At 40.3% G+C, this 12,929-nt stretch carries 10 protein-coding genes; 6 read left to right on the top strand and 4 right to left on the bottom strand.

Annotated features, from left to right (window positions below; translation table 11 throughout):
- Positions 1-155: 155 nt before the first annotated feature.
- The 3 genes from CD122_RS03400 to CD122_RS03410 all read left to right on the top strand — a co-directional run bounded on the left by CD122_RS03400 (position 156) and on the right by CD122_RS03410 (position 5,929).
- Positions 156-1,415, top strand: coding sequence for a lipid II:glycine glycyltransferase FemX (locus tag CD122_RS03400; protein ID WP_103357597.1), 1,260 nt, complete (start codon positions 156-158; stop codon positions 1,413-1,415).
- 149 nt (positions 1,416-1,564) lie between these two features.
- Positions 1,565-4,690 carry an efflux RND transporter permease subunit gene (locus CD122_RS03405; protein WP_103357598.1) on the top strand — a complete coding sequence of 1,042 codons (3,126 nt, stop codon included), beginning with the start codon at positions 1,565-1,567 and terminating at the stop codon, positions 4,688-4,690.
- 84 nt (positions 4,691-4,774) lie between these two features.
- Entirely contained in the window at positions 4,775-5,929 is a 1,155-nt protein-coding gene (locus CD122_RS03410; protein ID WP_103357599.1) for an aminotransferase class I/II-fold pyridoxal phosphate-dependent enzyme, read from the top strand.
- A gap of 76 nt (positions 5,930-6,005) precedes the next feature.
- On the opposite strand, the gene mspA is transcribed toward CD122_RS03410, so the two are convergent.
- Both mspA and CD122_RS11875 read right to left on the bottom strand, forming a co-directional pair.
- Positions 6,006-6,323 (bottom strand): membrane stabilizing protein MspA, encoded by a 318-nt coding sequence (mspA, locus tag CD122_RS03415; RefSeq protein WP_103357600.1) that lies wholly within the window; start codon positions 6,321-6,323, stop codon positions 6,006-6,008.
- Positions 6,324-6,489: 166 nt separating this feature from the next.
- A complete protein-coding gene (locus tag CD122_RS11875) occupies positions 6,490-6,654 on the bottom strand; it encodes an SE1832 family protein (protein WP_169926454.1) in 165 nt (54 codons plus the stop codon).
- 110 nt (positions 6,655-6,764) lie between these two features.
- Between CD122_RS11875 and CD122_RS03420 the strand changes: the two genes are divergently transcribed.
- Entirely contained in the window at positions 6,765-7,679 is a 915-nt protein-coding gene (locus CD122_RS03420) for an AEC family transporter (protein ID WP_103357601.1), read from the top strand.
- Positions 7,680-7,790: 111 nt separating this feature from the next.
- Here CD122_RS03420 and CD122_RS03425 read toward each other — a convergent pair whose 3' ends face one another.
- Entirely contained in the window at positions 7,791-8,651 is an 861-nt protein-coding gene (locus tag CD122_RS03425; RefSeq protein WP_103357602.1) for a GNAT family N-acetyltransferase, read from the bottom strand.
- Between the two features lie 168 nt (positions 8,652-8,819).
- On the opposite strand from CD122_RS03425, the gene CD122_RS03430 reads away from it, so the two are divergent.
- Both CD122_RS03430 and CD122_RS03435 read left to right on the top strand, forming a co-directional pair.
- Complete coding sequence (locus tag CD122_RS03430; RefSeq protein ID WP_103357603.1) at positions 8,820-10,949, top strand: DNA topoisomerase III; 2,130 nt, start codon at positions 8,820-8,822, stop codon at positions 10,947-10,949.
- Between the two features lie 120 nt (positions 10,950-11,069).
- The gene (locus tag CD122_RS03435; protein ID WP_103357604.1) at positions 11,070-12,404 is read left to right on the top strand and encodes an NCS2 family permease; all 1,335 of its coding nucleotides are present in this window, start codon (positions 11,070-11,072) and stop codon (positions 12,402-12,404) included.
- A gap of 74 nt (positions 12,405-12,478) precedes the next feature.
- On the opposite strand, the gene CD122_RS03440 is transcribed toward CD122_RS03435, so the two are convergent.
- The coding region (locus CD122_RS03440) for a hypothetical protein (protein WP_240624112.1) at positions 12,479-12,929 on the bottom strand (451 nt) is incomplete at its 5' end.

A 12,929-nucleotide genomic window follows, 5' to 3' on the forward strand; every position in this document is an offset into this window, starting at 1 on the left:
TTCATAGAAACAGTTTGAGTGTTTCTGTAGATGGCAGCCTTGATGGAGTGGGACTGCGGAATTTTTTTAGAAAATGAGACGCCTATCCCATGCCCGAATCTTGACTGTTCAACCACCAAATAGAGAAGAATGAAAAATTAAAGGAGCTTTATATCATGAAATTGATGAATATTACCGATCAGGCGCATGATGCGTTTGTAAAGGCACATCCTAATGGTGACCTTTTACAGCTCTCGCAATGGGGCGAAACGAAAAAACTCACTGGCTGGTACACGAAACGTATTGCAGTGGGAGAAAATGGCGGAATTCACGGTGTTGCACAATTGTTATTCAAAAAGATTCCACGTACGCCATTTACACTATGCTATGTGTCGAGAGGTTTTGTAGTAGATTATACAGACCAACGTGCGGTAAAGACATTGTTAGTTGAAGCGATTAAAATTGCGAAACAAGAAAAAGCCTATACGATTAAAATTGACCCAGATGTTGAAGTTGAACAAGGCATGACAGTGGTTCAAGATTTGAAAGCGTTAGGCTTCCGTCATAAAGGGTTTAAAGACGGCCTATCGAAAGACTATATTCAACCACGCATGACGATGATTACACCAATTGATAAGCCGGATGATGATTTGATTAAGAGTTTCCAAACGAACAATCGTACAAAAGTCCGTGCAGCGATGAAACGTGGTACAACAGTAGAGCGTGCAGGCCGAGACCAGTTAGGGATTTTCGCAGATTTGATGAAAGAAACAGGCGAGCGTGATGGCTTTTTAACGCGTGATGTGTCTTATTTTGAGACGATTTATGATGCTCTTCATCCAGATGGCGATGCGGAACTGTTCCTTGTTAAGTTGGATCCAGCGCATGTGTTAGAAGTATTGCGTGCTGAGAAAGCGCAACTGAAATCTGAAGAAGCGGCATTGTTGGAGAAAAACCAAGAAAACAAAAAAGTCCGTAATAAGTTAAAAGATGTGCAGTTGCAATTGCCTAAGAAACAACAAGCCATTACAGAAATGGAAGAACTCGCACAAAAACATCCAGAAGGTTTATATCTATCAGGTGCCTTATTGATGTTCTGTGGTAAAAAGGCGTATTACCTTTACGGTGCATCTTCTAACCAATATCGCAAGTTCCTTCCAAACCACCATATGCAAATTGAAATGATGAAATACGCACGTGAGAAAGGTGCAACAACATATGACTTTGGCGGTACAGATAATGCGCCAGACAAAGATTCAGATCATTATGGTTTATGGGAATTCAAACGTATGTGGGGCACGTACTTGAGTGAGAAGATTGGGGAATTCGACTATGTCTTAAACCCAATTCTTTATCGTGCCATTGAACAATTCAAACCACAGTTAACAAAAGCGAAAATTAAAGTTGTACGTAAAATTAAAGAACGTAAGAAGTAAGTGACAACTCTATGTCCATCTCGAGTAGAAATACATTTGGGATGGACTTTTTTGTGGCGTCTTATAAAACGAATCGTTACAATAGTATAGATTGTAATAATGTTTGATAAAACATAAAAATGAACACAATATGGGAGGAGTAACAGATAATGGTAAAAAAGCTCATTGATTTTTCATTATCGAATAAGTTTGCCATTATGTTGATGGTGTTACTTGTCGTATTAGGTGGTGTGTTCGCAAGCTTTAAGATGAAGTTAGAGCTGTTGCCGGATACTGAACCGCCAATGTTGACGATTACTACGGCAATGCCTGGTGCAACACCTGAGACGGTAATGAAAGAAGTAAGCGATCCAATAGACGAAGCGATTCGCGGGATGTCAGACGTGTCGAGCGTTAAAACTGAGTCACTTGCTAACGCATCGTTGATAACCGTCAATTTTAATGAACAAACAGATATGGATCGTGCAGAACAAGATATTGATAAGGCGTTGAAAAAGCTGGAATTTGAAGAAGGTGTAGAAAAACCTGAAATTCAGCGTAACTCACTGTATGCTTTTCCAGTCGTTGCATATTCAATCTTGCATGAACAAAATGACATTAAACAAAGTACAAAAGATGTCGAGAACAACTTAATTCCGAAGTTACAAGAAATTGACGGCGTTCAGCGTGCGACAGTTAATGGTCAAACAAGCCGTCGTGTCAATATTGAGTTTGATAATAAAAAGCTCGGTGCAGCTGGACTCAATCAAAAGCAGGTTATTGATTATATCGAAGCTGCAACTAAAGAAGTGCCACTTGGACTGTTCCAATTTGGCGATACAGAGAAATCGGTCGTAGTTGATGGTCAATTTGCTTCTGTAGGCGCCTTAAAAGATATGGAAATCCCACTATCTATTGCACAACAAGGGGATGACGCTGAAGGTACATCAGCACCAAGTCCAACGCCACAAGCAAGTGCAGGTCAACAACAATCCGTACCGTTAAAAGACGTTGCGAAAGTGACGCTTGCGGATGAACGTGAATCTATTTCGCGTACGAACGGTAAAGATGCTGTCGATATTCAAGTGATTAAGGCACAGGACGCCAACACAGTCGCTGTAGCTAAAGAAGTCGATAAAACGATCAAACAGTTCGTTGATGAACGTAAAGACTTAAAAGCCGTTCAAATTATGGATACAGCAAAACCGATTCAAGATTCCTTGAATACGATGATTGAAAAAGCATTAATCGGCTCTATCGTTGCCGTTATTGTGATTATGCTGTTCTTACGTAACTTCCGCATGACAGCAATTTCTATCGTCTCGATTCCGCTCTCACTATTAATCGCAATGGTCGCATTAAAGTTATCAGACGTATCATTGAACATTTTAACGTTAGGCGCGTTGACTGTTGCCATTGGTCGTGTGATTGATGACTCGATTGTTGTTATCGAAAATATTTATCGTCGACTGACCAGATCGGATGAACGTTTGTCAGGCGATGCACTCATCGTATCAGCGACGAAAGAAGTCTTTATTCCAATCATGTCATCAACGATTGTGACGATTGTCGTATTTGCACCGCTTGCATTCGTTACTGGTATGGTTGGCCAAATGTTCCGACCGTTCGCCTATGCGATTACATTTAGTTTATTGGCATCACTGCTCGTATCGATTACCATCGTGCCAGTGTTAGGTTCCGTATTCTTCAAACGTGGACTTGCTAAAAAACCAGCTTCACACACAGGTGTTGTTGGTCAACGATATAAGCGTATACTGAGCTGGAGTTTGGATCATAAATGGATTGTGATGATTTTAAGTACGGTCCTATTAGTCGCAAGTATCGGTTTAGGTATGGCAAAAGTCGGTACAAGCTTTATCTCAACAGGTGAAAATAAATTTATGGCGCTCACATATTCGCCAAAACCTGGGGAAACACAAGAGAACGTCTTAAAACATGCAGAAGCCGTAGAACGTTATTTGCAGAAAAATAAATACGTTGAGAATGTCCAATACTCTGTTGGGGGTGCGTCTCCTGTCGATCCAACAGGTAGCACAAACAGTATGGCGTTAATGGTTCAGTATGACACAAAAACACCAAACTTTGATGAAGAACCGCAACGTGTCTTAGATCATATTAAGACATACAAACATCCGGGTGATTGGAAAAACCTTGATATGAGTACAGGTGCTACATCAAATGAATTGAATGTACAAGTGACAGGACCATCACCAGAACGTTTAGAAGGTACTGTGAACAAAGTAACGAAAATGATGCAAAAAGTAGATGGCTTAACAAATGTCAAAGCAGATTTAGCTGAAACATATGAACAATACCAAGTGAAGGTGGACTCTGATAAGGCAGGGGAGTATGGTATTACAGCAGGACAACTTGCGATGATGTTAAACGCCAATATTCCTGATACGACCGTGTCTAAAGTAAAAGAGCAATCGCAAACTTATGATGTCGTTGTGAAACAGAAAAAAGAAACAGAGTGGACACAGCAAAAACTTGAACAAACACCAATTCCAACAGCGACTGGTGAAGCTGTGACATTGAGTGATATCGCAACTTTAGAGAAATCAACAACACCGAACAAGTTGATTAAAGAAGGTGGCGACTATGCAACAACGGTAACAGGTAAAATCTCTGGGGACGATGTAGGTGCTGTATCTCAGGATGTGATGAAAGGTCTGAATAAGATAGAGAAACCTAATGATGTGAAAACATCTCTTGGTGGTACGAATGAAGATATTTCATCTGCATTTACACAATTGATGTATGCGATGCTCGCAGCCATTTTAATCGTCTATCTCGTACTTGTATTGACGTTCAAAGGTGGCTTAGCGCCATTTACGATTCTGTTCTCATTACCGTACACAGTAATTGGTGTCGTTTTCGCATTAATTATAACGGGTGAAACATTGTCAGTACCAAGTATGATCGGTATGTTGATGCTAATCGGTATCGTTGTAACTAATGCCATCGTATTGATCGACCGTGTGATTAACAACGAAGCGGCAGGCATGTCGATGAAAGAGGCATTGCTAGAAGCGGGTGGCACACGTATCCGTCCAATTTTAATGACAGCAATTGCAACAATCGGTGCCTTGATTCCATTGCTATTTGGTCAAGACAGTTCCGTACTGATTTCTAAAGGACTTGCGGCAACGGTAATCGGTGGTTTACTATCATCAACACTCTTAACATTGATTGTTGTACCGGTTATTTATGAAGTGTTATTTACGCTTAAAAACAGATTGACAAAAAAGTCTGAAAACATTGACGTGCGTTAAATCCTTCTGTAAGATAAACATATTATAAAGAGGCTGAGGCATAACTATGTGTCTCAGCTTTCGTTACATATAGGGGTGGATAGCATGGCTTATACCAGTTTATTAGCACAAATTCCAGAGAGTTATTTCGGCAAGACGATGGGGCGTAAAGTGACGCATGGCCCGTTACCATTGATTAACTTAGCGGTCGGAATTCCAGATGCCGATACACCACAGCGTATATTAGACGCACTAACTGAGGCGATTGTAAAACCGGAGAATCAAAAGTACCTTGCATTTCAAGGGAAAACGCATTTTAAAGAGGCGATTGTGTCGTTCTATCAACGGCATTTTGGTGTGACCTTAGATCCCGAGACGGAGGTATGCCTGTTATATGGCACAAAGAACGGTTTAGTTGCATTACCTACGTGTGTGATTGAACCGGGGGATGAAGTTTTATTACCGGATCCAGGATATACGGATTATGAAGCGGGTGTACATTTAGCACATGGTGTACCGAAACGCCTTAAACTATCGCCAGAACAGCATTATTTACCGAATTGGGATGCGGTAGATACATCAGATACGAAATTAATCTATTTAACGTATCCGAACAATCCAACGGGCTCTGTAGCGACACCGGAATTTTTCCAACAGACGATTGACCATTTTCGCGGGACACCTACTAAGATTGTGCATGACTTTGCCTATCAAGCGTTTGGTTTTGATGCACCTAATCCAAGTATACTAGCTGCCAAAGGTGCGAAAGATGTTGCTGTTGAAGTCTTTTCGTTTTCTAAGGGATACAATATGTCTGGTTATCGTGTAGGTTTCGCAGTAGGGAATGCGGAAATCATAGCCAATCTACAAAAGTATCATACACATACACAAGCAGGTATGTACGGTGCACTTCAAGATGCGTGTACCGTTGCTTTGAACGAATGCGATGACACATTGGTTCAGCAAAGTGAGGTATTCCGTAGACGTCGTGATATGATTGAGGATGTACTTACGAAGCATCATATTCCGCATGAGCCAATCAAAGGGGGCATTTTCTTATGGTTACAATGTCCACCTAATATGTCGAGCGATGACTTTATCACGTATTTATTACAAGAACAATCGATATTGGCTGCGCCGGGTCACCCATTTGGTGAAGAAGGTGAAGGGTATGTACGTGTATCCTTTGCGATTGATGAGCAACAGCTCGATGAAGCACTTAAACGCTTAGCAACACTCGAATTACTGTATCAAGCATAGATAACAAAAAGCACCGCCATAATATCTCTGATGGATTCAAAGGTATTATGAGCGGTGCTTATGTATAGATGTAAAATTAAACAAGAATCACTGTTACAACGACATAAACGACTATGATTAATAGCGTCATCATATTGAGTATTTGTACGCCTTTATGATCTTGTTTGTAATGCTTAAAGGCTGTAATTTCAATGTTACCAATCAACATAAATAAAACTGCGAGCAACCACCACGTCTCTGAGGGATAGTATAAAAGTGATGTTGCAACGACAATAATAAGCAAGATTGCCATAATGATACGTAAAATTTTTGGTAATAAAAGATCCATCTTGAAAATACTGATATATGCTACGATGAGATACATCAGTGGTAACAGAATAAGGTAAACTAACATTAGGATACATCCTTTCTATAAGCGCGCCATTAAGATAGCTGCGCCAAAACGTCACACTTGCATACGTGTACGGAGCAGAAATTACTTGTGAGATTCAATGCGTGTGAAGCTTCATATGTATGGCATAGAACTGATAATGCAGTCGCCACACACCACGAGTACGTAATTATGTACGGAGCTTTGCGCGTACTTCAGCGATTTGTTGCTCGATTGCTTCAAGTTGTTTAATCAGTGGATCTACTTGCTGAGCAGTCGATTCTCGCTTTTCTAAGTCACCTTGTAAACGGACATAATCCATTTTAAGCTCTTCTAATTGTTGTGCTAAGTCCATACAACACCCTCCTTGTTTCAATTGTAATAATTATAGCATGTTACCATTGCAATAATAAAACTTTTTACAGTACGATATAGCAGTAATCATGAGATGAAAGGGGGAGACACATGACTGCAAAATTTTTAACGATTCTATTGTTGATTGGCATTGGCTATCTTTTAAAACGCATCGGTTATATTTCAGGTAAAGATAGTCGTGTCATTTCGACGTTAGTGCTTAACCTTACGTTACCAGCAGTCGTTATCGTCAATCTGAACGACGTTGAACTCACACCGTCACTATCCATTTTGCCGATTATGATGATCTTATACGGTATCATTGCGAAAGTGCTGATTGTCGTGATGTTTCTGAAATATAACAATGAAGTACGTGGGACTGTAGCAATTATGATGGGGAGTATGAACATCGGCATCTTTGCCTACCCACTCGTCCAACAAATTTGGCCAGATAAAGGGCTTATTTATTTTGGAATGGCAGATATTGGTGGCGCAATCGTAATGTTTGGTATGACATATTTTGCAGCCTCATATTTTCAAAATGTGAGTGGTGGCCTAGACCCTAAAAGAATGCTGATGAATTTATTAAAGTCTGTACCATTAATGACTTATGTCGTAATGCTAGGTCTCAATCTCGTACATATCCATTTACCAAGTCCAGTTATTGATTTTTTTGGTGTCATCGGTGCAGCCAACTTGCCACTTTCCATGTTGTTGCTCGGAGTCTTAATGGACTTCAAATTAGATCGCCGTTTCTTGCCATTGACGCTTAAATACTTAAGCGTACATTATGGGTTCGGCTTTTTATTCGGTACGCTCGTTTATTTCTTTTTACCTGTACAAGACGACATGATTAAGACGACCCTGCAATTGATTTGGCTCATGCCCGTCGGTGTCGCAGCATTGTCCTATGCCGTTCAATTTCGCTATCGCACACTACCTGTCATCGCCATGGCGAGCAACATTACAATCGTTATCAGTATTATCATTCTCTATGTCTACCAAGCGTTGTTTATTGGCGGATAACAGAATATAAAAGCTGACTAGAAGCGTAGCGGCAATGCAATACTTCTAGTCAGCCTTGGCGGGGGCTAGGACTCTTTTTAGAAAAACGAGACGCCCGTCCCACTTCTTTTTCTAAAAATGACATTTAAATTTATGGTATTCATACTTAATGCGGAAACCAAGTGTGTCAAAGCGAGAAACAAGTTGATGATTTTTACTTCTAATTTTGAAATGTACACTTTCCATACCGTCTCTAGCACATGCAAGATGAATGGCGTGACGAATTAAATCGAAAGCAATGCCTTTCAATCGATAGTCTGAATGCGAAGAAAAGTATTTAATTTCGGCACAGTTATGTTCTCTGTCGTATACAAGATATAAGTAGCCTTTGACGATACCTTCAGCGACGTATAGAAATAGCTGGTGGTCATCATCAAGCGTTGTTGTAATCTCTTCAGCAGTCATCGCATTGTGCACAAATGTGTTCTCGTGGAGCTTTTGGAAATATCGGAAATAGACGGGTGTGTAGTCGATAATCAAATGTGCGTGTTCCGTTTCGCCTAAATCATGCGATGTTTCTAAATAATAATCAGTGAATGTGTATGCAGCGCCAATTGACTTCATATACGCTTTAATTGCCGGGTGCGCTGTAGTATATGCAAAGTAATATGTTGAAGGGCGTGTATGATGTGCAGTCGCGGCGTCAAATAACTTTTTCAAGTCTGCTTCTGTAAAAGTCACACCTTGTCGATAGATAGGCCCAATGACTTGATATTTATTGTCAGCATACGGTGTACAAATAAGCACCATTTGAATAGTTTCATCTGCCTCTACCACATAGAGCGTGTCGTTATGATATGCATCCGTTAAGAAAGCTTGTAAGGCTTCTTCACTGTGAACAGGGAGTTTATGTGTATACGACTGATTAACAGAGAGATTTGTCTGAATGAACGATACGATATGAGCAAAATTTTGAATGCGTTGCGTTTTCATGGTCGACCCCCTAATAGAACGATTTAACTTTATTATAAAGACTTTACGCAACAAATCAAAATGGGCACACTCAATCTACAAAACAACATGGTACAATTAAAAGACGATTATTAAAAAATTAACACGAATATAGATTTATAAAGAAAAGAACAGAAAAGGAGATTCATCATGAAAGCACTCATTTTAGCTGAAAAGCCATCAGTCGGTCGTGACATTGCGAAAGCCTTGCAAGTGAACACATCGAAAAACGGATACTTCGAAAACAATACGTATATCGTGACGTGGGCGCTTGGCCATTTGGTAACCAATGCGACACCAGAGCAATATGATAAAGCATTACAACAATGGCGCATGGAAGATTTGCCGATCATTCCAAAGCACATGAAAACAGTGATTATTAGTAAAACACGTAAACAATTTAATACAGTACAACATTTGATGAAACGAGAAGACGTCAATCAAATCATTATTGCAACAGATGCTGGTCGAGAAGGAGAGCTCGTTGCACGTCTTATTATTGACAAAGCACGCATTCAGAAGCCGATTAAACGCTTATGGATCAGTTCCGTAACGACGAAAGCCATTCGTGATGGTTTCAAACATCTCAAAGACGGCAAGCAATATAACAACTTGTATCAAGCGGCATTAGCGAGAAGTGAAGCGGATTGGATTGTCGGTATTAATGCAACGCGCGCACTGACAACGAAATACGATGCACAACTATCGCTCGGACGTGTCCAAACACCGACGATTCAACTCGTCCACTTGCATCAACAAGAAATCAAAGCGTTCAAACCGCAAGACTACTATACGTTATCACTCAAATTAAAAGGCACGCAGTTCAATTATCAGAATGAGAAACGTATCATGGACCGCAGTAAACTCGAGGCGCTCGTTGCACAACTTGCTAATCAACAGGCTGAGATTGTATCTGTTGAGACAAAACAGAAGAAGGCTTATCCAAATACACTGTTTAACTTAACAGATCTACAACAGGCGGCATATCAGCGTTATCACCTTGGTGCAAAGCAAACGTTGAATACGCTGCAACAGCTTTATGAACGTCATAAGCTTGTGACGTATCCACGTACAGACTCTAACTATTTAACAACAGATATGGCTGATACGTTAAAGGAACGTCTACAAGCAACGATGGCAACAGACTACCGTGATGTGGCGAAAACGTTGGTCCAACAGAAGTTTGATGGGAAGGCTAAATATATCAACAATCAAAAAGTGTCAGACCACCATGCGATTATTCCCACAGAGGTACGTCCTAACATGAACGACCTAACGCCTACTGAACAGAAGGTCTACTTGCTCATTGTGCAGCGCTTTTTGGAAGTATTATCGCCACCGTATCGTTATATTGAACAAAAAGTGATTGCACAAGCGGGGAATGCAACGTTTGTGAATCAAATGCAACAACCTGTCGAACTAGGCTTCAAGTGTGTTCAAACGACGGCGATGTCTCAGGACGCGGCGCCGAAGTTTGAGGAGGGCGAACGCCTGAAGGTGCAGGAATCGGTAATTCAAACGCATCAAACGACACCGCCGCCGTATTTCAATGAGGGGACGTTGTTGAAGGCGATGGAGCGTCCAGACAAGTTCTTTGAATTACGCGACAAGAAGTCGGCTCAGACATTGAAGGCGACGGGCGGTATTGGTACGGTTGCAACGCGCGCCGACATTATCGATAAACTGTACAGTATGAATGCAATCGAGAGTCAGGGCGGTAACATTAAAGTGACGTCAAAAGGACGACAAATCCTGGAGTTGGCGCCTGAAGCGTTAACGTCGCCGCTATTAACTGCTGAATGGGAAGATAAGTTGTTGCGTATTGAAAAGGGGCAACTCCAACGTAAACAATTTATTGGAGAAATGAAGACCTTTACGCAAGAAATTATTAAAGAAATTAAAAGCAGTGAACAGAAATACAAACATGACAACCTGACGTCTGCTGAATGTCCGACGTGTGGCAAGTTTATGCTGCGTGTGAAAACAAAGAATGGCTCAATGCTCGTTTGTCAGGATCCGAGCTGTAAGACGAAAAAGGATGTTAAGACGCCAACAAAAGCACGTTGTCCGCAATGTAAGAAACGTTTGACAAAGTTTGGTACAGGTAAGCAAGCGACGTATCGTTGTAGCTGTGGTTACACGGAAACGCAAGAACAGATGGACAAGCGCTTTAAGAACAAAGGCAAGGACAAAGTGTCGAAACGAGAACTTAAGAAATATATGAAAGATGAGCAATTAGAGAATAATCCATTTAAAGAAGCATTGAAGGGATTAAAATAATTAGTGTCTGAAAATCGAACGAAATTTAAATAAATAGATATAAAGTTCGTATTTGATATTGAATTTCTGTGGTTACCGTATTAGAATAAATGAGTATTTTAAATAAAGGAGCCAATTACAGTGAGACGATACTTCCGCTTTGACGAGCATCAGACTAATTATAAACGAGAAATTCTCGGCGGTCTTACAACGTTTTTATCGATGGCATATATTTTAGCCGTCAATCCACAAGTTTTAAGTTTAGCAGGCGTTGATGGTATTCCAGCAGATCAAAAAATGGATCAAGGAGCTATTTTCGTAGCAACAGCACTCGCAGCCTTTGTAGGTTGTATGTTTATGGGGCTTATCGCCCGTTATCCTATCGCGCTTGCACCGGGGATGGGATTAAACGCATTCTTTGCATTTACAGTTGTATTAACAATGGGCATTCCATGGCAAGTCGGTTTAACAGGCGTATTCTTTTCGGGACTCTTCTTCGCCATCTTAACAGCAACAGGCTTGAGGGAAACAATTATCAATGCGATTCCATTTGAAATGAAAATGGCTGTATCCTCAGGTATCGGTTTATTCATTACCTTTGTCGGCTTACAAAGTTCAGGCATCATTGTAAATAACGATGCAACACTTGTAACATTAGGTAAGATTACTGACCCATCCGTGTTGCTTGCAGTATTTGGGATTGTAGTCACAGTTATTCTTTATACGAAAAGAGTTTCAGGTGCCATTTTCTTAGGAATGATTTTAACAGCAGTTGTTGGTTTATTAACACACCAAATCGCACCACCAACTGGCGTAGTAGGTAAGATTCCAAGTATCGCACCAACATTCGGTGTGGCATTCGAATCATTTCAAGATCCAGCACAATTATTCACAATTCAATTCTTAATCGTTATTCTAACATTCCTATTTATCGACTTTTTCGATACAGCCGGAACAATCGTTGCCGTTGCATCACAAGCAGGATTTATGAAAGACAACAAGTTACCTCGTGCAGGTCGTGCATTGTTCGCTGACTCACTTGCTACAATGGTAGGTGCAGTGTTCGGTACTACAACAACAACTTCTTACATCGAATCTACATCAGGTGTAGCTGTTGGTGCGCGTACAGGTCTTGCAAGTATCGTAACAGGTATTTGTTTCTTGCTTGCGTTGTTCTTCAGCCCGTTAATGGCGGTTGTAACATCTGCAGTCACAACACCAGCGTTAGTCGTTGTAGGTGTGTTGATGGCTTCAAACTTAGCGGAAATTAGTTGGAAGAAATTTGAAGTAGCAGTACCAGCATTTGTGACGATTATCATGATGCCATTATCGTACTCTATCGCAACAGGTATTGCGTGTGGCTTTATCTTCTATCCAATTACAATGTTATTAACGAAGCGTCATAAAGAAGTACATCCTATCATGTACGCTTTAATGATTATCTTCATCTTATATTTCGTATTCGTTCATGGTTAGAACAGAACGAAGAGCGCATAAAATTCAATGACGAATTTTATGCGCTCTTTTTAAATTTCTATTGTAAGGGAGTGCTAACGAATTCTTTTACGTTGTGTATAATCATCTTCGTAAATAACACGCGCGTGTGCATTTGGTAAGTATACAGGCGTCGCGTATAAAATAAATAACATAAACACTAGAAGAACAAGCATTAACCAGTGCATCAACATACCTATGACTGGGATGATCGCAATACAGTTCACAATAGCACCTATCAACGGAATTAAAATCATAGGGCGAATGGAGTTTTGTTTGTCAAAGATAAGTATTAAAGCCATGACAACATAAATGAAAATATTAAATGCGAGTGGCTGCCAACCGAGTGCTAATACATACCAGCCACCTAAAAAAGGGAACCCTGCAATAAATTCGGAAATCAATGCAATCAAAGTTAATATTATTAATGAAGTTTTTATTTTTTTAGTCATATAGATACCTCTCATCTTAGCAATTAAATACTTACGACTTTCATCTATTATAATC

Source organism: Staphylococcus rostri (assembly GCF_002902145.1).
GTDB lineage: Bacteria > Bacillota > Bacilli > Staphylococcales > Staphylococcaceae > Staphylococcus > Staphylococcus rostri.